The following is a 20,509-nucleotide window of genomic DNA, read 5'->3' on the forward strand; positions in this document are numbered from 1 at the left end:
TCATCTATGCGTTTTTATCACAAGTGACGAGATAGCGAGCACAACATATGGGCCAGTTCAGACAAATATCGACCTTCGTGGAAGTGGTGGCCAAAGGCAGCCTGTCGGCGGCCGCGCGCGCCGAAGGCATCGCCCCGGCGATGATAGGCCGGCGCCTCGATGCGCTGGAGCAGCGCCTGGGCGTCAAATTACTGCAGCGCACGACGCGCAAGCTTGCCTTGACGAATGAAGGCGCTGCCTTCCTGGAAGATTGCCAGCGCATCCTGGGAGAACTGGAAGAGGCGGAAGCGGCCGTGGCAGTACGCAGCGTGAAGGCCAGCGGCCATTTGCTCATTTCCGCGCCGGCCGGCTTCGGGCGCCAGCACGTGGCGCCATTGATCCCCTCGTTTGTCGCCGAGCACCGCGACGTGACGGTGTCGCTGAACCTGAACGACCGCCTGGTCGACCTGATCGGCGAAGGTATCGACGTGGCCATCCGCATCGCCAGCCTGTCCGATTCCTCACTCGTGAGCACGAAACTGGCGGACAACCAGCGCGTGCTCGTCGGTTCGCCCGCCTATCTGAAACGGGCGGGCACGCCGCGCATCCCGGCCGACCTGGCGAAACATAATTGCCTGGCGATCAGCAGCGAAGGCAGCCAGCGGGGCTGGACCTTCCGTGAAAACGGCAAGAATGTGATTTTGAAGGTGGCCGGCAATATGGTGTGCAACGATGGCGAAGTGCTGCACGACTGGGCCTTGGCCGGCAAAGGACTGGCGTGGCGCTCGATGTGGGAAGTGGGCGCCGAGATCGCCTCGGGCCAACTGGTGACGGTACTGGACCAGTTTGCAGCGCCAGGCAACGATATTTATGCCGTGTTCGCCCAGCGCCGCCACTTGCCGCTGCGCATACGGGCGTTTGTGGATTTTCTAAGGCACTCTTACTCCCAGCCTGACTACTGGCGTGAACGCGCTATCTGAGGACGCGGGACCAAACCTGCTGCGCGTCGGCATAGGCGGCCTGCGATGCTCACCGTACTAGAGTACGGTTGCGCTTCTCGGTCACCTCTGCCTTCCGCTCGCGACGGTTTTGTCCGGCGTCATGACGCATGAGGGGACAAGCTCAGCGCCCGACCCACGCGGTGATGTAAAGCACGTTGAAAAGACCGCGTAGCCCATAAAACACTCGCAAAACCGATACTTCACGGAAATTTAGACGAAAAAAAATCCTCGGAGACCGAGGATTTCTTTATTTCGTTTGATCCAGCGTATTAGATTGGCTGAATGTTCGAAGCTTGCTTGCCTTTAGGGCCAGCGGTCACTTCAAAAGAAACGCGTTGGTTCTCTTGCAGGGACTTGAAGCCGTTCGACTGGATAGCCGAGAAGTGAGCGAACAGATCTTCGCCGCCTTCGTCAGGGGTAATAAAGCCGAAGCCCTTCGAATCATTGAACCATTTTACGATGCCAGTTGCCATTACAATTTCCTATTTCAGTTAAGTTGGGCTTGCGCCCGTTATATCGTTTGAAGCAAGAAAGAAATGACAGACAAACTGCACTACTACCTCGAATCCAACGATGCCCAATTATACCAACAAAACTGAGAAAAACCATTCTTTCGCAAAATAAACTTGCGAACACTACTTTAATAGCCAAATCCCCGTCTTGCGGCGCCCTGTACCAGCGGCATGGAGACACTATATCCTAATCTGCGACGCCGACGCTTTGCGTTGCATCAAATGAATCATTGCAACCACATCTCTACGGTGCTGTCACTTACACACTGAAATGGGTGGCGGCCGCATCGCGCGCGGCCCAGTGCAGCAGCGCCTCCACTTGCCCCCGCACGGCCGGCCATTGCGCCACCGCTTGCGCTGGGGCGTTGAGCATGGCGCGCACCAGTTGTTCGATGCGCCGGCACTCCTGGCCCAGCGCAGCAAAGCCGAAGGTAGCGGCCGAGCCGGCCACCGCGTGCAGCGCGCGGTGCAACTGCGTCAACGGCTCCAGACGGGGGCCTTCGCTGTCGCAGCGGCCGCTGGCCTGCGCGATCGCTTGCATCATGGCCGGCACGCCAGCCGCATATTTGTCGTTCAGGGCGCGCAAACGCGCGCGAAAATCCGGGTCGATCAAGGTTGCCATCGCAATACTCGCCGAAATGGCTTACTTGGTGCCAAAGATGCGGTCGCCGGCGTCGCCCAGACCCGGCACGATGTAGGCGTGGTCATCGAGGTGCGAATCGAGCGAAGCGCAATACATCTTGACCTTCGGATGCGCATTCTGGAACACGGTCACGCCTTCCGGCGCGGCAACCAGAGCCAGGAAGATGATCTGCTCGTCCGTCACGCCCCGTTTCTTCAGCACGTCGACGGCGTACACGGCCGAATTGCCGGTCGCTACCATCGGGTCGCACAGGATGAAGGTGCGCTCGCTCAAATCCGGCAGGCGCACCAGGTATTCCACCGGCATGTGGGTGGTGGGATCGCGGTACACGCCAATGTGGCCCACGCGGGCCGATGGCACCAGGTTCAGCAAGCCATCGCTCATGCCGATGCCGGCGCGCAGGATGGGCACGATGGCCAGTTTCTTGCCGGCGATGACGGGCGCGTCGATGGTCACCAGCGGGGTCTTGATTTCACGCGTGGTCAGCGGCAGGTCGCGCGTGATTTCATAGCCCATCAGCAAAGTGATTTCCTTGAGCAATTCGCGGAAGGTGCGCGTGGACGTATCGTGCTCGCGCATGTGGCTCAGTTTGTGCTGGATCAAAGGATGATCGGTAATGAACAAATTCGGGAAGCGTGGATCTTGTTTCATATTGTTGTTCTTTCTTTGCTCTCAGGCGCGGCGGCAAGCATGGCCGCAGGCGCGCTGTATGTCGATAATGAATGAAGGATTGCCGCATTATCCCAGCCCACAGCCCCCCTGTGGCTGAAATTTTCGCAATAATCGGAATTTTGGCATCAATACTCGCGCAGTGCGCGCGCGAGGATGGCCGCGCAATCGGTGCCCGCCGGCAAGCGGCCATACGCGCCGCCCGGCGCTTGCACCAGCCGCGACTGCAGGAAGGCTTGCGCGACAAACGGTGGCGCATGGCGCAGCAGCAAGGCGGCCTGCACGGCCAGCACGATGCGCTCGGATAATTGTCTGGCGCCAAATTCATCCGTTTGCGGCCCGTTCAGGTCGGCCAGCAGGCGCGCCCGGTACGCGGCAAAGGCGGAGTCGGCATCGCCGGCCAGCGCAAGCTCGGCCGCCAGGGCATCGCGCGCGGCCGGCGACTTGCCGAAGGCGCGCAAGACGTCAAGGCACATGACGTTGCCCGAACCTTCCCAGATCGAATTGACGGGCAGCTCGCGGTACAGGCGCGCCAGCGGCGCGTCTTCCACATAGCCGGTACCGCCCAGCACTTCCATGGCTTCCGCGCCGAAGCCGGGACCGCGCTTGCAGATCCAGTACTTGCCGGCCGGCGTCAGCACGCGCGCCAGCATCGTTTGCCCTGCATCGTCCTTTTCATCGAAACAGCGGGCCAGGCGCAGCGCAAACGCCGTGGCCGCTTCTGATTCGAGCGCCAGGTCGGCAAGCACGTTTTGCATCAGCGGCTGTTCGGCCAGCGGCTTGCCGAACACGGCCCGCTGGCGCGCATGGTGCAGCGCCTGCGTCAGGGCGGCGCGCATGATGCCGGTGCTGCCCAGCACGCAATCGAGGCGCGTGTGGCTAGCCATTTCCAGTATCGTGGGGATACCCCGCCCCGGCTGGCCCACGAGCCAGCCACAGGCATTGGTAAATTCCACTTCCGACGAGGCATTCGAGCGGTTGCCCAATTTATCTTTCAGGCGCTGCACGCGGATGGCGTTGCGGCTGCCGTCAGGCAAGTAGCGCGGCAGGAAGAAGCACGACAATCCGCCCTCGCCGGCCTGCGCCAGGATCAGGTGCGCGTCGCACTGCGGCGCCGAGAAAAACCATTTATGGCCGACGATGCGCCAGACGCCGCCGGCCTCGTCGCCGAACAGGGCCTGCGCTTCGGCCGGCGGCACGGGCACGGCGCGCGTCGTGTTGCTGCGCACATCAGAGCCGCCCTGCTTTTCCGTCATGCCCATGCCGACCAGGGCGCCGCGCTTCTGTTCCACGGGCAGGGAGCGGGGATCGTAGTCGCGCGAGAGGATTTTCGGCAGCCAGCGCGCAGCGATGTGCGGCAAGTCCAGCGCCTGGCGCAAGGCCGGCACCTAGGCATACGTCATCGTCACGGGACACTGCGTGCCGTTTTCCACCTGTCCCACTAATAGATAGGCGGCCGCGCGCGCCACCTGGGCGCCAGGGCCAGGCAACGCCCAGGGCGCAGCGTGCGCGCCGGCGCCCACGAGGATGGCCATCAGCTCATGCCAGGCCGGATGGAACAGCACCTCGTCGATGCGGCGCCCGGCCCGGTCGAACTGCTGCAGCTCGGGCGTGTGGATATTGGCCAGGCGCGCCAGCGCATAGGTTTCGGTGCGGCCCAGTTTCTCGCCCAGCGCGTCGAGCTCCTGCCGCGCCGCGCCGCCGCCCTCGCGCAGCAGCGCTTCGATCAGCGCCGGGTCGCAGGCGAACAGATTAACGTTTTCAAACGGCGTGGCCTGGTTGAAAACTTCATGCGTGTCAAAAGCATTCATGGGAGTCTCCCGCGATTTGTTATCATGGCACCCTTGCTGTCGCTGGCGCACCGTCAACACCGCCTGTCAGCCAGACTAGCGTAAAGCGCATGGCGGGGCAAGCGCGCCAGTGGAAGCCTGTACAGATAAATGTTTCCATGGGAAACAAAAATGCCTGCGCGTGCCGCGCAGCATGATTTTTTTCATGGAAGGCAGGAATATTTACAAAACCTGAAGCAATGTTGCTCTATTTCATGTAATCGCATGCTTTTCAATGATACATTTCGTGTGGATCGCGTTCCGATAGTTGCCCCAGGCCCACTATGGCGCGCGTAGCGCACGATGCACTCTTTCCGTTGGCGCCCTGCCCTGCAGCGTGCGCCGGCACTGAACACAAAAAGGTAAAAGCCAGCACGATGTTTTCCAGTACCCCATCCGCCGCCCACCGCGAGGCACGCCACGAGTTGGACAACCTCATGGAAGAGGCAGGCGACGTCGTGTTCCGGCTCGATACGGACGGCCTGATTCTGTTCGCCAGCAAGCGCGCGGCCACCCTGTTCTGCGCGCCCGCTGGCCTGTCCGGCCACTTGCTGCTGCCGCTGGCCGCCGAAGCATCACGCGCGGCGCTGCAGGCAGCGCTGGAAGATTCCCTGGAAGAACCGGGCCGCCTGGAAGTGCGCCTGCAAACGCCGGACCAGGAACTCTGGTTCGAGCTGCGCCTGTCTTCTTATATGAATGCAACGGGCGTGGCCGAATTGCTGGTGGTCGGGCGCGACACCTCGGCCCAGCACAACACGGAAGAGCGCTTGCGCCACATGGCCACGCACGATGCGCTGACCGGGCTGCCGAACCGCCTGCTGCTGTCGGACCGCATCCGCATGGTGATCGCCCAGGCGGCCCGTTCGGGCCAGGGTTTTTCGGTGGCCACCATCGGCCTCGATGGTTTTAAAAAGGTCAACGATGGCCTCGGCCACCCCGTCGGCGACGCCGTGCTGCGCCTGGCCGCGGCGCGCCTGCGCAAGACCCTGCGCGACAGCGACACCCTGGCGCGCGTGGGCGGCGATGAATTCGTCGCCGTGCTGCCGGGCAGCGCCACCGATGCGCAAATCAAGCTGGTGACGGGCCGCCTGCTGGCCACCTTGCAGGCGCCGTTCGAAGTCGATGGCCACACGATCTACGTGGGCGCGTCCGTTGGCGTATCGATCTATCCGCTGCACGCGGAAGATGAAGTGCGCCTGGTGGCGCTGGCCGATGCGGCCATGTCGCGCGCCAAGGAAACGGGCAAGGCCCGCTGCCTGGTCTACAGCCCGCGCCTGAATGGTCCGTCGGAACACGATATTTCGCTGGAAGCGGCCATGTTCCAGGCCGTGCGCGAAGGCGAGTTTTTACTCTTTTACCAGCCCATCGTCGATGCGCACACGCGGCAGATCCAGGGTTTCGAAACCCTGATGCGCTGGAAGCACCCGACCCTGGGCCTGGTGCCGCCCGTGCGTTTCATCCCGATTGCCGAAGCCAATGGCCTGATCAATCTGCTGGGCGCCTGGGCGTTGAAGGCGGCCTGCGTGCAGCTCAAACAGTTCCAGGACGTGGCCAAGCGGCCGCTGTACATCTCCGTCAACATCAGCCCGCGCCAGTTCCGCAACGACAAATTCCTCGACGTGCTCGATGACGCCATCGCGTTTTCCGGGCTGTCCGGCGAACACCTGGTGCTGGAAATTACCGAAGGCACCCTGATGATCGACCCCGTGCATGCGGAAACCATCCTCGTCAAGATGACGGAGCGCCGCGCGCGCATCGCCATCGACGATTTCGGCACCGGCTACTCTTCGCTCGCGTATCTGAAGCGCTTCCCCATTTCCGTACTGAAGATCGACCGTACCTTCATCAAGGACTTGCCCGAATCGAGCAAGGACGCGGCCATCTGCAACACCATTCTCGACCTGGCCAAGCATTTGAATTTGTCCGTGGTGGCCGAAGGCGTGGAAACGGAGGAGCAGATGCACTTCATCGAATCACGCGGCTGCCAGTATGTGCAAGGCTATTTGACGGGCAAACCGATGCCGGCCCATGCCGCGCTATCGGCCTTGAGCGAAAAAACCTATGCGGCGCTGGTGCCCACGCCGTCTGCCAATGAACAGCGCGGAGGGGTGCAATGAATCCAGGTCATTTCGCGGTACCGACACAGCTCGGCAAAAACACCCTGGACCTGCTGTGGGCGCGCACGCGCCAGCAGGGCGACATGCCCGGCTTCGCAAAAGCCATCAGCGCCATCCTGGGCGCCATGCGCGGCGAGGATGACCACGAATTCGACATCACGCAAACGGTGCTGTCCGATCCTGTCCTCACGCACAAGGTGCTGCGCCTGGCGAACAGCGGCATGTATTCGGCCTTCGGCCAGCGCGTCAACACGGTCTCGAAGGCCGTGCTGGTGCTGGGAATCGACGCCATCGGCCACCTGGCATTGGGCCTGAAACTGATCGAGGAGCTGTCGCAGGCCTCGCCCGACTCCGTCAGCGCCCACGTGGAAATGGAAAAGGCCGTGCTGGCCGGGATGGTGGCGCAGCAAGTGGCCACCAGCGCCGGCAGCCTGCAGGCGGAGCAAGCCGTCGTCTGCTCCATGCTGCACACCCTGGGCCGCATGATGGTGACGTTCTACATGACGGACTTCTGGGCGCGCATGCAGGCGCATGCGGGTCCTGGCAACGAGGCGGCCGCCGCGCGCGAAATCCTCGGCCTGTCGCTGCCGGAAGTGGGCTATGCCACGGCCGCCCACTGGGGCTTGCCGCAGCACCTGATCAACGGCATGCGTCCGATGGATCCATCGCCGGACAATTCAACCGTCAGCGGCGCCGACTGGATGGCAGGACTGTCGACCATGGCGGCGCGCTGCGCCGACTCGCTGTGGCATGACGATGCGGCCGGCGCGGCGCAGGTGCACGCGCTGATCGACGACTATGCGGGCACGCTGGGCATCGCTGCCACGGACCTGGTGGTGGCGGTGGACAAGGCGAAGATGATGGCGGCGGCCGACCTGTCGATCGCCCCCCTGTCGAAACCGGCCGAACGGCGCGCGCGCCAGCTGGCCTCGACGCGCATGCGCGCCGAGGGCAACCGCATCCTGATCGGCGGCCTGGCCGACCTGCGCAGCGCCATCGGCAGCGCCAGCCCGGGCCAGATGGTCTCGATGGCGCTCGAAACGCTGCACCAGGGCTTTGATTTTTCGCGCTCGGTGGCATTCGTGCGCAACCACCGGGATCATTTGTACTCGGCGCGCATCAGCATGGGCGAAGGCATGGCCGACCTGCAGGACCTGATGGTATTTGGCGACGCGTATGAGCCGAACGTCTTCCACGCGGCCCTCAATAGCGACCGCGTGATCTTCATCGACAATGCGCGCGACCCGAAATTTGCCGCCAAGCTGCCGCAATGGTGGAAAGCGACGTTGTCCGAAGCGCGCAGCTTCGTCGTGCTGCCCCTGTCGGCCAACGGCCACCCCACGGGCTTTTTATACGGCGACTGGGACGACAGCTTCCCGCCGATTCAATTGAATCAGACGGAATTCAACCTGATCAACGATATCCGGGCGTTGCTGGTGCAGTCGGTGGAGATGCGCCATCAATTAGAATTGGTGGCGAACAAGGTGGCGTGACAGGAAGCGCCAACCATGTTGTCGGATTACGCGCTTTGCGCTAATCCGACCTACACATGGCATGGGTCGTAGGTCGGATTAGGGCCGCAGGCCCGTAATCCGACAACATTTCAATTTACTTCAACTTTGGCGTATTCACGCTGACATCGCCGCATTGCGCGCGGTGCATCAGGGCGTGGTCGATCAGCACCAACGCCAGCATCGCTTCGGCGATCGGCGTGGCGCGGATGCCCACGCACGGGTCGTGGCGGCCGAACGTTTCCACCATCACGGGATTGCCCTCTTTATCGATCGAGCGGCGCGGCGTGCGGATCGACGACGTCGGCTTGATGGCGATCGACACGCTGATATCCTGTCCCGTCGAGATACCACCGAGTACGCCGCCGGCGTTATTGCCGATAAACCCTTCCGGCGTCAGTTCGTCGCCGTGCTCGGAACCCTTTTGCGCCACCGAATCGAAGCCGGCGCCGATTTCCACGCCCTTGACCGCATTGATGCCCATCATGGCGTAGGCGATGTCGGCGTCGAGCTTGTCGTAGATGGGCTGGCCCAGGCCGACCGGCACGTTTTGCGCAATCACGTCGATGCGCGCGCCGATGGAATCACCGTCGCGGCGCAATTGATCCATCGCCTCTTCCATGCGCGCGATCAGGTCCGCGTCGCCGCTGGCGGCAAAGAAGGGGTTCGCATGCACGTGCTCCCAGGACTGGAACGGCACGGGAATGTCGCCCAGCTGGCTCATGCAGCCCTTGAAGGTGGTGCCGTACTGCTGCAGCAGCCACTTCTTGGCAATCGCCGCCGCGCCCACCACGGGCGCCGTCAGGCGCGCCGACGAACGCCCGCCGCCGCGCGGGTCGCGCACGCCGTATTTATGCCAGTAGGTGTAGTCGGCATGGCCGGGGCGGAAGCTTTCCGCGATATTGCCGTAATCCTTGCTGCGCTGGTCTTCATTGCGGATCAGCAGCGCGATGGGCGTGCCCGTCGTCACGCCCTGGTACACGCCGGAGAGAATTTCCACCGTATCGGACTCCTGGCGCTGCGTCACGTGGCGCGAGGTGCCAGGCTTGCGGCGGTCCAGCTCGGGCTGGATATCGGCTTCCGACAGGATCAATCCTGGCGGACAGCCATCGATCACGCAGCCGATGGCCGGGCCATGCGATTCGCCGAAAGTGGTAACAGTAAACAGCTTGCCAAAAGAATTGCCGGACATAGTAGGAAGTGTGAGGACTGGAAAACTCAATTCTACCAGCCTGCGGGGCAGGCCATGCCGCTAATGCCGCAGCAAGGCCCGATATTCCCGCGCGTCATCACCATTTTCACATCCCGTGTTTTTTTTCATACAAAAAACACCGAATATGAGTTGCAATCATGCAATACAAGAAATATTGCTCTACGGAATAGGCTTAAAAAAACATTTTGCTTATTAAATAGCTATATACTTGAATGATGGACCATCAGAAAATGTGCGAGCCTCGGCAGCACCTGAGTGCTACATTTTCGATGCGCCCTGAGTGCATCAGAAATGGCCAGGGCTAGGCGCGGCGCCGAAGACAGTACGCAAGTACGGCGAGGCGCTGCAACAACGCCATGGACATTTCTGATGTGCTCACATTTCGTTCCGAGTCATCCTGGAGAAGCTATACATGCCCGCACCGATCATCCCCCTTGACGCCAACAAGGACGATCACGACGACCTGGTATTCCTCGATGAGCAACCAGCGCCGCCGCTGGCCGTCGCACCGCGCAGCGTCTGGCGGGTGATGATCATCGACGACGATGAAGACGTCCACTCCACCACCACTTTCGCCCTGGGCAACCTGGAAATGCAGCACCGCCCGCTGGAATTCGTGCATGCGTATTCGGCCGGCCAGGCGCGCGAACTGCTCAAGCATGAAGACGACATCGCCGTCATCCTGCTCGACGTGGTAATGGAACAGGATGACGCGGGCCTGCACCTGGTGCGCTACATCCGCGAAACGCTCAAAATGACGGACGTGCGCATCATCTTGCGCACAGGGCAGCCCGGCTATGCGCCGGAAATCGACGCCATCCGCGACTACGATATCAACGACTACAAGACCAAGTCCGAACTGACGCGCATCAAGCTGTTTACCACGGTGACGGCGGCCATCCGCTCGTACGAGCAGATACGCTCGATCAGCAACAGCCGGCGCGGCCTGGACCAGATCGTCCACGCCAGCACGCAGCTGATGGCGCTGCACGGCGTGCAGAATTTCTCGGCCGGCGTGCTGGCGCAGATCGCCGACCTGCTGGGCATCCGCGCCGACGGCGTGCTGTGCGTGCAAGAGATGCTGGACAATGGCGGCAAGGAGCTGCTCGTGTCGGCCTGCACGGGCAGCTTTTCCAGCCTGCCGCACAGCGCCCTGTGCGGCCTGCAAAACCCCCGCGTGATGGCGGCCATCGAGCACACGCTGGCGCAGCGGCGCAATGTGTATGCGCACGACTACGCCACGCTGTATTTCGCGGGCAAGGCCAGCCGCGATGCGGCCGCCTACCTGGTCCTGCCGCGCCCCCTCTCGGCCATCGATGAAAGCCTGCTGGAAGTGTTTTGCAGCAACGTCGCCGTGGGCCTGGACAATGTTGAACTGGTATCGCACCTGCACAACGCCGCCTTCTACGACCAGTTGTCGAAGCTGCCGAACCGCACGCGCCTGGTGGAAATCCTCGACGCCACCCTGGCCGGCCCCGCGCGCGACGACGCCACCCTGGCGCTTGTCGACCTCGACCACTTTGCCGAGACCAACGACGCGCTGGGGCACCAGTTCGGCGACACCCTGCTGATTGCCGTGGCGGGCCGATTGCAAACCCAGCTCGGTTCCCAGCTGACGGTGGCGCGCCTGGGCGGCGACATCTTTTGCGTGCTGGGCGACTCGTCGCAAGTCAACCCGGCCAAGATCCTGGCCCTGTTCCAGGCGCCGTTCTGCATCGATGGCCAGGATGTGCAATTGTCTGCCACCCTGGGCCTGGTACGGCTGGGCGAACATGCGGGCACGGGCGCCGATGCGCTGAAGGATGCCGATATCGCCCTGAAACGGGCGAAAAGCCAGCAGCGCGCCGGACACTTCTATTTTTCGCGCAGCATGGGCATCGAAATCCGCGAGCGAGTCCGCATGATGCACGCGCTGCGCACGGGCTTCAGCCAGGGCCAGCTGTTTGTCGTGTATCAACCGCAGATCGACCTGACCACGCGCCGCCCCGTGGGCGCCGAAGCGCTGCTGCGCTGGCAGACGCCGGACGGCAAGTTCATCTCGCCCGACCGCTTCATCCCGATTGCCGAATATTCGGGCATCATCATCGAACTCGGTGAATGGGTGCTGCGCACGGCCTGCCGCGAACTGGTGCTGCTGCGCGAACAGGGCCACCGCAACTTCGTCATGTCCGTCAACGTGTCGCAAGTGCAGTTCCGCCACCCGCTGTTCCTGGAAATGCTGCGCGCGGCGCTGGAAGAAACGCAGGCGCCGCCCGAGTTCATCGAGCTGGAAATCACGGAATCGATGGCCATGGAAGAGCCGGACCTGCTGATCAAGATGCTGTGGCAGATCAAGCAGACGGGCGTGAGCATCGCCATCGACGACTTCGGCACGGGGTTTTCGTCGCTGTCGTACCTGCAGCGGCTGCAAGTGGACCGCCTGAAGATCGACCGCGCCTTCGTCACCGAGATCACGGGGTCGGCGCGCGGCAGCAGCATCGCCGAAATGGTCATCCAGCTGGGCCGCAACCTGGGTCTGGCCGTGATCGCCGAAGGCGTGGAAGACGAGCGCCAGGCGCAAATTTTGCAGGCACTGGGCTGCCCCATGGCGCAGGGCTTCCTGTTCGCCCGCCCCATGACGGCCACGGCCTTGGGCACCTGGCTGAACAACGAGGCGCTGCAGGGCGCGGCGTAGGCCTGAACCTGGATCGTCAATGCAAAACGCCGGCAGTGCCGGCGTTGTTTTTACTGCATGAGCGAAGCTTAATCGGTGGTTTCGGCCGGCCAGTCGCGGATGTACGCTTTCAGCATCTGGTTTTCAAAGCTTTGCGCTTCGAGCACGGCGCGTGCCACGTCGTAGAAGGAAATGACGCCCAGCAAGGTCTTGGCGTTCATGACGGGCAGGTAGCGCGCGTGCTTTTCCAGCATGATGCGGCGCACTTCGTTCACTTCCGTATCCGGGGTGACGGTGATCGGATGGTCATCCATGTGCTTGCGCACGGTGCCGCCGCCGATCTGGCCCGCGTTTTCATGCAGCGCGTTGAGTACTTCGCGGAAGGTCAGCATGCCGACCAGGTCGCCAAATTCCATGACCACCAGCGAACCGATGTCTTTTTCAGCCATGGTATTGGCCGCGTCAAGCAGGGGCTGGTCAGGCGTGACCGTGTAGAGGATGTTGCCCTTGACTTGGAGAATTTCAGATACTTTCATATTGGCCGTCCTGTCCGCGTGATTGGTATTTTAGTTATTCTAGCCCTTACTGCGACTGTAGCCTATGCCTGCGGAAAAATCCAGCCTTGCGCGCAATCAAATCGAGGGAGATTGCGCGCCACCTTCCATCACGCGCGGCGGCGGAACCAACCTGCTATCGACAAGCGCTGGCGCGCCGTCGGCAGCACTTCGTGCAGCATCTCGCCCGACAGGAACATCGCCATGCGCCCTGCTTCTGGCGCGATATCCACGCTGGGGCCGCCATCGGGGTGCAAACGCAGCGCGCCGCCGTGTTCGGGCAGCCAGTCGTCGTTCAGGTACAGCACGACGGACACGGTGCGTTTGTCATCGTCGCGGAAACGGTCCAGATGGGCACGGTAAAAGGCGCCCGGCGCGTACAGGGCGAAATGGCTTTCGTACTCTTCCAGCCCCAGGAACAGCTCGCGGTTGAGCATGCAGCGCAGCGTTTCCATGTGTGCCAGGTAGCGGTCGCACGCCTCTGAGCGGCCCGTTTCCAGCCATGCGATATGGTCGCCGCGGATGTCCGGCTGCAGCAGCGGCGCGTGGCCGCTGCCCACGCCGGCGCCCTTCATCTTGCCACTAAGCATGGATTGCACGCATTCGGCGGCCAGCTGGCGGCTCAGTTCAGGGGAAATGAAATGCTCTTGCATGAGCCAGCCTGCGTGGCAGAGGCCGTCGACGATAGATGGTTCGGATACGGCGAGGTCGCCGTCGAACGATATTGCGGGCATAAAATCTTTCCTGGTGGACATGCGATGAGAGTTCGCCTGAAGCCCAGGATTTCGCTGGCACGTAGCAGCCTTTCCTGCGGCGCGGCGCACGCGCACAGGTCAAACAGCCCGAATATCGCTGATCCGGTATCCTACCACCGCCACACCGCGCCGGTCACTTTTTTTACACTGCAGGTTACACGCCCTGCTCACCAGCACGGCGCCATGCGCCCTGCACAGGAGACCTTTTGCTCAGCGCTAAATCAGGTTACGATCTTGCCACTATAAAACTTGGCGGAGACACCATGAGCGGCCCGAAATACCCCGGTTTCGATACCTTATCCCTGCATGCGGGCGCGGCGCCCGACCCGGCCACGGGCGCGCGCGCCACGCCCATCCATTTCACGTCCTCGTTTGCCTTCAAGAGTTCGGAGCACGCGGCTTCGCTGTTCAACATGGAACGGGCCGGCCACGTTTACTCGCGCATCTCGAATCCCACCAATGCCGTGCTGGAAGAGCGCATCGCCGCGCTTGAAGGGGGCGTAGCCGGCATCGCCACGGCCAGCGGCCAGGCCGCCATGCACCTCGGTTTATCTACCATCGCCGGCGCCGGTTCGCACATCGTGGCTTCGCGCGCCCTGTACGGCGGCTCGCACAACCTGCTGGCCTATACATTAAAACGCTTCGGCATCGAGACGACGTTGGTCGACCCGCGCGACATGGACGCCTGGCGCTGCGCGATACGCCCGAACACGAAAGTACTGTTCGCCGAAACCCTGGGCAATCCCGGCCTCGACGTGCTCGACATCCCGACCATTGCCGCCCTGGCGCACGAACACCAGCTGCCGCTGATGCTCGATTCGACATTCACCACGCCGTATCTGCTGCGCCCCTTCGAGCATGGCGCCGACCTGGTCTTCCACTCGGCCACCAAGTTTTTATGTGGCCATGGCACGGCCATCGGCGGCTTGCTCGTCGATGGCGGCACCTTCGACTGGCAAGCGGCGTACGACAAGACGGGGCGTTTCGCCGAACTGTGCGAGCCGTATGACGGCTTTCACGGCATGGTCTTTGCCGAGGAATCGACTGTAGCGCCGTTCGCCCTGCGCGCGCGGCGCGAAGGCTTGCGCGATTTCGGCGCAGTCATGAGCCCGCACAATGCCTTCGCCATCCTGCAAGGCATCGAAACCCTGGGCCTGCGCATGGACCGCCACGTGGCCAACACGCGCAAAATCATCGACTTCCTGCTGGCCAATCCGGCCGTGGAATCCGTGTCCTACCCCGAACTGCCGTCGCATCCCGACTATGAACTGGCGAAAAACCTGCTGCCGAAAGGCGCGGGCGGCGTGTTCACCTTCCGCCTGCGCGGCGACCGCGCAGCGGGCCAGCGCTTCGTCGACAGCCTGAAGATCTTCTCGCACCTGGCCAACGTGGGCGACGCCAAGTCGCTCGTCATCCACCCCGCCTCCACCACGCATTTCCGCGTGCCCGACGAGCAACTGGCGCAGGCGGGCATCACGCAGGGCACCATGCGCCTGTCCGTCGGCCTGGAAGACGCCGACGATTTGATCGAAGACCTGGCCCGCGGCCTGAAACTGTCGCAGAAAGGCGCCTGAGATGCTGCTCACCATCGACAACACCACGGCTTACTGCTACACGGGTGGTAAACCATTCAACCCGGGCCAGCCGACGGCCGTCTTCATCCACGGCGCGCAAAACGACCATTCCGTGTGGGCGCTGCAGACGCGCTACTTTGCCCACCACGGCTGGAACGTGCTGGCCGTGGATTTACCGGGCCACGGCCGCAGCCTGGGCGCGGCGAAAACCACGGTGGAAGAACTGGCACGCTGGATCCTCGCCGTGCTGGATGCTGCCGGCGCGGCCAGGGCCATGCTGATCGGCCACAGCATGGGTTCATTGATCGCGCTGGAAGCGGCGTACCTGGCGCCGGATCGGATCAGCCACCTGGCCATGCTCGGTTCCACCTACCCGATGAAAGTCTCGCCGGCGCTGCTGGAAACGGCGCTCAATGATGAACAGGCGGCCATCGACATGGTCAATATCTGGTCCCACTCGTCGATCGCGCAAAAGCCGTCGTTTCCCGGCCCAGGCTTCTACGCCATGGGCGGCGCGCGGCGCCTGAAACAGCGCATCGCCGCGCTCAATCCCGCTCACGTGTTTCACACGGATTTTTTCGCCTGCAACGCCTACGCGAACGGCGAAATCGCCGCCGCTTCGGTACACTGCCCCACTTTATTCATTTTCGGCGCGCGCGACATGATGACGCCGCCCAAATCGACCCGCTTGCTGACGTCTGCCATCGCGCATGGCAGCGTGGTACAGGTCGACAGCGGGCACGAATTGATGGCCGAGCAACCGGACGCCGTGCTCGACGCGTTGTTTGCGTTTGCGCAAACGGCAGCGGCATAAGCACCGGCCATACCGCTTTTTTTAGGATGGATGCATGATGTTATTGAATACCCTGCACGATGAATTGACAGGCCGAGGCAGCGGCACGGAAGCCCAGCGGCACGAACGCTACGACTGGCTGGAACAGCTGCGCTGCACGAACCCGGACGCGGACGAAAGCGGCCCCATGGCGGGCATCCCCGGCCACCACTGGTACCGGCTGCCGCAGCCGCTGGTCGTGGCGGGCCAGCACACGGACCTGCTGGTCGGCACCCTGAACGCGCAATACCTGGTGTTCGCGGGCCGCCACGCGGCCGCGTTTGCGGCCGAACTGGGCCTGCAGTACGACGCCAACAACCGCATCGACCGCCCCGGTGGCCTCGACGAGCTGCTCGATGCCTATGAAGAGCAGGAGGACGGCAGCTGGGCCACCTTGCCGAATGAACCGCCAGCGGCACCGCTGGCCGGCTGGGACGACGTGTACTTCCGCGTGCGCGACCTCAGTGACGGCAAGGCCATCCAGAGCGTGACCACCATCGCCTACGAAAGCAGCCGCTTTCCCGGCTATACCCTGCTGGGCACAACCCTGGTGGGCGCGGGCGCCATCGCCCACGACGACGAGACGGCGCAATATCTGCAGCAAATCTTCGCCGACTGGGCCATCCAGCGCGAATGCGCCGCCACCTGCCCGGTTGCATCCACGCCCTGGCACCACGCGCCGCGCCAGGTGCCGCCCGAGACGTTCGGCACTGCGTTCGACTTTGGCCGCAACCTGACTTACCTCGATGCGCTGCTGGCTGCCTACGGGCGCGCGCAGGCGCAGGCGGAAATCGATGGCGGCGATGATGCCTACTGGGCGTGCGCGGCCGCCAGCACGGCGTACCAGGTCTTCTCGCTGCGCTACACGGCAGGCTTGCCCATGCCTGACGTGGAAACGGCGCTGGAAGCGGCCATCGCCGCCTGCGAAACGGCGCGCGCGGCCCTGGCCGCGGCCTACGATGACGATGCCTTGCCCGCCTTTGATTTCGAACAATTGACCGATTACGCGCGCACCCTGCAGTTGCTGGGCGCCGCCCTGCTGTTCGGCCGCCACGACCTGGCTGCCCGCCTGGCCGCCCTGCAAACGGCCTTCGATGGCGAAGACGGCGTGTACGAGGCACTGCTGTCGACCATCGATCCCCAGCGTCCCGCCGTTGACGAATGGTATTTCGCAGAACCCTATTCAGCCCTGTTCGAGTGCCTGGATACGGACGATCGCGCGCAGCAGCTGGAACACCTGCGGCAGTATCTGGCCAGCTGGCACACGGCGCTGGTGCGCGAAGACTGGTTCAACGGCCATTTGCGCGCACACGGCCTGGGCGGCTACTACGGCCTGTGGGCCTTCGAGGCAGGCGCCGTGGCCAGACACCTGGGCCTGGAACGCAGCGCGCTGGCCCACTGGGTCATGCCGCCAGCACACTGAATCCCCCGTTCACTTTCAGACAAATATCCATGATCAATACCGCAGCCCTGTTCAGCACCGCCTTCCTGCCCGGCCAGGCCGGCTTCGACACCGAGACGATCACCGGCCTGGCCGAATGGCGGCTGGACACGCCGACGCTGTTCAAGCTGCTCGTCGGCGCCGGCACGCAAGCCGTCGTCTGGCCCATCTACGGAGATGGCGAAGATTGCGCCTGCGTGCTGGCCGCGCCGATGGCGCAGGCGCAAGCCAGCTGGCAAGCCTTGTCCGCGCTGATGGACAAGCCGCGCGACGCGGCCGCCATCGTCGCGCGCAGCGCCATCAGCGCCCTGCTGGCGGGCGGCCAGGCGTGGCTGATCCTCGATATCGTCCAGCTGGTCCCGCACGATATCGGCACGCCCGACTACGCCGCCGCGCTCGACGCCCTGCGCGCCGAAGCGCAAGCGCTGCACCTTGCCCTGCTGCGCGGCGACCGGGAAGCGCTGGCGCCGCTGCTGGCCGCCGGCGCCGCATCGCCGGCCACCGGCTACTGGTCGGCCACGGCCGATGCGCAGCTGGCCAATGTCGAGGAACTCGGCACGGACGAACTGCCCTTCCTGCAAGGCCTGGAAGTGGTGGGCTGGAAGGAAGACGCGCTGTGCTATGAAGTGAGCGCCGCCGGCGAACCGGACGTCACCGGCCTGGTCACGCCCTATGGCCGCTGGATCGTGCCACTGTCGCAGCGCTGTGTGGACCTGGGCGTTTATTATGCGGACGAGGGCTGGATCACCTTTGCCACGGCGGACGCGCCCGACGCGCACGGCGTCATGGACTTGAACGGCACGGTGGTGCTGCCGCCCGCCCCCGGCGCCCTGTACGTGATCAGCCCCCACCTGGTACAGCAGATCGATGCGGACGGCGCCAGCCGCTTGCTGCGCCTGCCCGATGGTGCGCTGGTCCTGGAAGGCGTGGACAACATCTGCCAGCGCAACGATGGCTATATCGACGTGGAACGCCAGACCAGCGACGACGAGCGCAATGTCTGCGGCGTGATCGACGCCACCGGCAAGGTGCTGCTGCCCACCGCCTACAGCTCCGTGCAGGATTTTGGCATGAAGAGGAAAATCGCCATCGTCAGCCAGCGCATCGATGGCCGCTTCCTGTTTGGCCTGGCGAATAGCCAGGGCGAGCTGCTGGCGCCGTGCCAGTACGAAGCCATCGATAGCGCCACCACCTCGTCGCCGCCGAAACTGCGCAAGAACCTGATCTTCGCCATCGATGCGCAGGGGCTGGCCTGCATGCTGACCCTCGATGGCAAGCAGGCGTTTGCGCCGCTGTATCGGCCCGCCCACCGTTTGCTCGGCGTGGCCGTGCAAAGCGACTTTTTATATGTCGTCAACGATGGCATGGCCTGGAGCATGGATTTCACGGGCCAGCTGTTGGAACAGTTCGACACCGTGGACAACTTCAAGGCGGCCATCACGGCGCAACTGAGCGAGGCCATGGGCCGGGGCAGGAAGAATGCGGTGCCGCGCAACAGCTTTACGCCGGCGCAGATCCTGGCCAAGGCCGACCGCGAACAGTTGCGCGCCATGGCCGCCCTGCTCTTTCTGGGCGATGCAGAACTGGCCGCGCGCTGCGTGGACATCACCCTGGAAGAGCTGGCGCAGGACGATCCGGAAGAAGAATATGAAGGCGATACGCCCGAGGCGGCGTGTTTCTTCCTGCTCTGGTCCACGGCCGCCGATGTGCTGGGCCACGGCGCCACCCTGGACTGGAAATCGGTCGATGAAGTGCCGCACATCCGCCTGCATATCAGCCTGCCCGCGCTGCGCGATTTTTCATGGGCGCAGCGCGAGGATGGCGACGCGATGATCGACGGCCTGGCCGCCATTGCCGCCCACCTGGCGCCGCATCAGCTGCGCCTGGTCAACCTGCACGGCGACGAGGACACCTATTATCTGGGCGTGGTGCGCGCGCAGGATGCGGCGGCGTTCAGCAAGGTGGCGCTGCAGGCGGCCTTGCGGCCCGTGCTCATCGAATAGCCTAGCCTCCCAGCTTCTTCAGGCTGCGCTGCGCCGTTTGCTGCGCCTCGTCGACCAGCGCGCTCTCTTCCTCGCTCGCCTTTTTCAGCTGGGCGATCAGCGACAAATACATTGCACGGTCGGCGTCGTCGCGAAATACCAGGGACTCGCCGCGCAGCTCGATGGCACCCAGGCGCGACTCGGCAAACTGCAGCACGCGGGCAAACAGGTCCATCAGGCTGCGCTGGTTTTCCCCGAACCGCAGCATGAAGTCGTAGCGTGCAGCCATGCCCGCCTCGATGATCTGCCTGGCACTGCTGCCCGACTTGCTTGCCTGCAGGCGCCCCAAGGCACTCTGCTGCAACCGGTCGATCTGCGCCAGATACGACTCGATCCGGTCGCCCGCCTTGGTTATCGTCGCCTTCGACGTGGCGATGCCTTGCGCGCTGACCAGCCGCTCGGGAGCGAGCACCCGGTCCAGCTGGTAGCTGTCAATGTCGGCGGCATAGCTGAGGTTGGCAGTGGTCGTGGCCAGCGTCACATCGGCAACGACAAGCAGCACCTTGTCGAGGCTGGGCAAGCCGGTCGGTTGCAGCGCCAGCTTGGGAGTCGCCTGGCCCGGCTGCAGGTCCAGCGCCGCGGTAATGTACGCGCGCACCACCTGCATGGCCTGGGCCAGCAGCCGGTCGTAATATTCGCGGCTCCACTGCATGTACATGGCCCTGCTGGCGCTGTGTATCGCTGCCTGCCGGCCATCCTTGCCGAACGCTGCCGGCATGGCCGTGAGACGTTGCGCTTCCACCCGCTCGCTGGCCGTAAAATGCGGATCGGTATCGCCCTGCGTGATCCGGGCGCGCGCCAGCGTGGCAGCGACGTCGCGCTGCGCCAGGCTGCTGCGGAAATTGCGCGCCACTTGCCTGGCGTCTTCTGCCGAGATGTACGGCACATACACGGGTGCCATCCGCGCAAGGATTTCATCATCGCTCACATGCAAGGCCATGTGCCGCATCACCTCGCCCTGCTGGTCCTCCATCTCGCCCATGACCTGGAACAGCTGACGCATGATCCGCTGCAGCTGCATCGCCTCGATCATGTCGCGCACGGCGGCAAGGTGAGCGGCATCGGATGCGCCGGGCGCGGCCAGCGGCACGGGCATGGCGGCATCGGACGCGTGGACGGCGCCCGTGGTGGAAAACAGCGCCAGCATGGCAGCCAGCAGGACAGGATTGAATCGTTTCATGGAG

15 protein-coding genes and 1 pseudogene are annotated in these 20,509 nt (G+C 63.5%); 8 read left to right on the forward strand and 8 right to left on the reverse strand.

The window, feature by feature from the left end; all coding sequences use genetic code 11:
* Positions 1-47 precede the first annotated feature (47 nt).
* Positions 48-959, forward strand: coding sequence for a LysR family transcriptional regulator (locus CLU91_RS05280; protein ID WP_046682926.1), 912 nt, complete (start codon positions 48-50; stop codon positions 957-959).
* A gap of 290 nt (positions 960-1,249) precedes the next feature.
* Here the strand turns inward: CLU91_RS05280 and CLU91_RS05285 are convergent, their stop codons facing one another.
* The 4 genes and pseudogenes from CLU91_RS05285 to CLU91_RS05300 all read right to left on the reverse strand — a co-directional run bounded on the left by CLU91_RS05285 (position 1,250) and on the right by CLU91_RS05300 (position 4,615).
* Complete coding sequence (locus tag CLU91_RS05285; RefSeq protein ID WP_010398811.1) at positions 1,250-1,453, reverse strand: cold-shock protein; 204 nt, start codon at positions 1,451-1,453, stop codon at positions 1,250-1,252.
* Positions 1,454-1,751: 298 nt separating this feature from the next.
* A complete protein-coding gene (locus CLU91_RS05290) occupies positions 1,752-2,114 on the reverse strand; it encodes an Hpt domain-containing protein (protein WP_100873307.1) in 363 nt (120 codons plus the stop codon).
* A 21-nt stretch (positions 2,115-2,135) separates the two neighbouring features.
* On the reverse strand, positions 2,136-2,786 hold the full coding sequence (upp, locus tag CLU91_RS05295) for a uracil phosphoribosyltransferase (RefSeq protein ID WP_096235746.1): 651 nt from the start codon (positions 2,784-2,786) through the stop codon (positions 2,136-2,138).
* A 146-nt stretch (positions 2,787-2,932) separates the two neighbouring features.
* Positions 2,933-4,615: pseudogene (locus CLU91_RS05300) on the reverse strand (isovaleryl-CoA dehydrogenase).
* A 395-nt stretch (positions 4,616-5,010) separates the two neighbouring features.
* Between CLU91_RS05300 and CLU91_RS05305 the strand changes: the two are divergent.
* Entirely contained in the window at positions 5,011-6,750 is a 1,740-nt protein-coding gene (locus CLU91_RS05305) for a putative bifunctional diguanylate cyclase/phosphodiesterase (RefSeq protein WP_100873308.1), read from the forward strand.
* Positions 6,747-8,243, forward strand: coding sequence for an HDOD domain-containing protein (locus CLU91_RS05310; protein ID WP_100873309.1), 1,497 nt, complete (start codon positions 6,747-6,749; stop codon positions 8,241-8,243). Before CLU91_RS05305 ends, CLU91_RS05310 begins: the two co-directional genes overlap by 4 nt.
* A 115-nt stretch (positions 8,244-8,358) precedes the next feature.
* On the opposite strand, the gene aroC is transcribed toward CLU91_RS05310, so the two are convergent.
* The gene (gene aroC / locus CLU91_RS05315) at positions 8,359-9,453 is read right to left on the reverse strand and encodes a chorismate synthase (RefSeq protein WP_099667641.1); all 1,095 of its coding nucleotides are present in this window, start codon (positions 9,451-9,453) and stop codon (positions 8,359-8,361) included.
* A 433-nt stretch (positions 9,454-9,886) separates the two neighbouring features.
* Between aroC and CLU91_RS05320 the strand changes: the two genes are divergently transcribed.
* The gene (locus tag CLU91_RS05320; RefSeq protein WP_100873310.1) at positions 9,887-12,148 is read left to right on the forward strand and encodes a putative bifunctional diguanylate cyclase/phosphodiesterase; all 2,262 of its coding nucleotides are present in this window, start codon (positions 9,887-9,889) and stop codon (positions 12,146-12,148) included.
* 68 nt (positions 12,149-12,216) lie between these two features.
* On the opposite strand, the gene CLU91_RS05325 is transcribed toward CLU91_RS05320, so the two are convergent.
* Both CLU91_RS05325 and CLU91_RS05330 read right to left on the reverse strand, forming a co-directional pair.
* The gene (locus CLU91_RS05325) at positions 12,217-12,663 is read right to left on the reverse strand and encodes a CBS domain-containing protein (RefSeq protein ID WP_010398828.1); all 447 of its coding nucleotides are present in this window, start codon (positions 12,661-12,663) and stop codon (positions 12,217-12,219) included.
* A gap of 128 nt (positions 12,664-12,791) precedes the next feature.
* On the reverse strand, positions 12,792-13,415 hold the full coding sequence (locus CLU91_RS05330; RefSeq protein ID WP_100873311.1) for a 2OG-Fe(II) oxygenase: 624 nt from the start codon (positions 13,413-13,415) through the stop codon (positions 12,792-12,794).
* A gap of 284 nt (positions 13,416-13,699) precedes the next feature.
* On the opposite strand from CLU91_RS05330, the gene CLU91_RS05335 reads away from it, so the two are divergent.
* The 4 genes from CLU91_RS05335 to CLU91_RS05350 are packed head-to-tail and all read left to right on the forward strand — an operon-like array spanning position 13,700 to position 19,286.
* On the forward strand, positions 13,700-15,010 hold the full coding sequence (locus tag CLU91_RS05335; RefSeq protein WP_100873312.1) for an O-acetylhomoserine aminocarboxypropyltransferase: 1,311 nt from the start codon (positions 13,700-13,702) through the stop codon (positions 15,008-15,010).
* 1 nt (position 15,011) lies between these two features.
* The gene (locus CLU91_RS05340) at positions 15,012-15,824 is read left to right on the forward strand and encodes an alpha/beta fold hydrolase (protein WP_100873313.1); all 813 of its coding nucleotides are present in this window, start codon (positions 15,012-15,014) and stop codon (positions 15,822-15,824) included.
* Positions 15,825-15,858: 34 nt separating this feature from the next.
* Complete coding sequence (locus CLU91_RS05345; protein WP_100873314.1) at positions 15,859-17,265, forward strand: PoNe immunity protein domain-containing protein; 1,407 nt, start codon at positions 15,859-15,861, stop codon at positions 17,263-17,265.
* Positions 17,266-17,294: 29 nt separating this feature from the next.
* Positions 17,295-19,286 carry a DUF6630 family protein gene (locus tag CLU91_RS05350; protein ID WP_100873315.1) on the forward strand — a complete coding sequence of 664 codons (1,992 nt, stop codon included), beginning with the start codon at positions 17,295-17,297 and terminating at the stop codon, positions 19,284-19,286.
* 1 nt (position 19,287) lies between these two features.
* On the opposite strand, the gene CLU91_RS05355 is transcribed toward CLU91_RS05350, so the two are convergent.
* Positions 19,288-20,505: a hypothetical protein gene (locus CLU91_RS05355; protein ID WP_100873316.1), complete on the reverse strand. Its 1,218-nt coding sequence runs from the start codon at positions 20,503-20,505 to the stop codon at positions 19,288-19,290.
* Between the last annotated feature and the right edge of the window lie 4 nt (positions 20,506-20,509).

Origin of the sequence: Janthinobacterium sp. 64, from assembly GCF_002813325.1 — a bacterium.
Classification (GTDB): Bacteria; Pseudomonadota; Gammaproteobacteria; order Burkholderiales; family Burkholderiaceae_D; genus Janthinobacterium.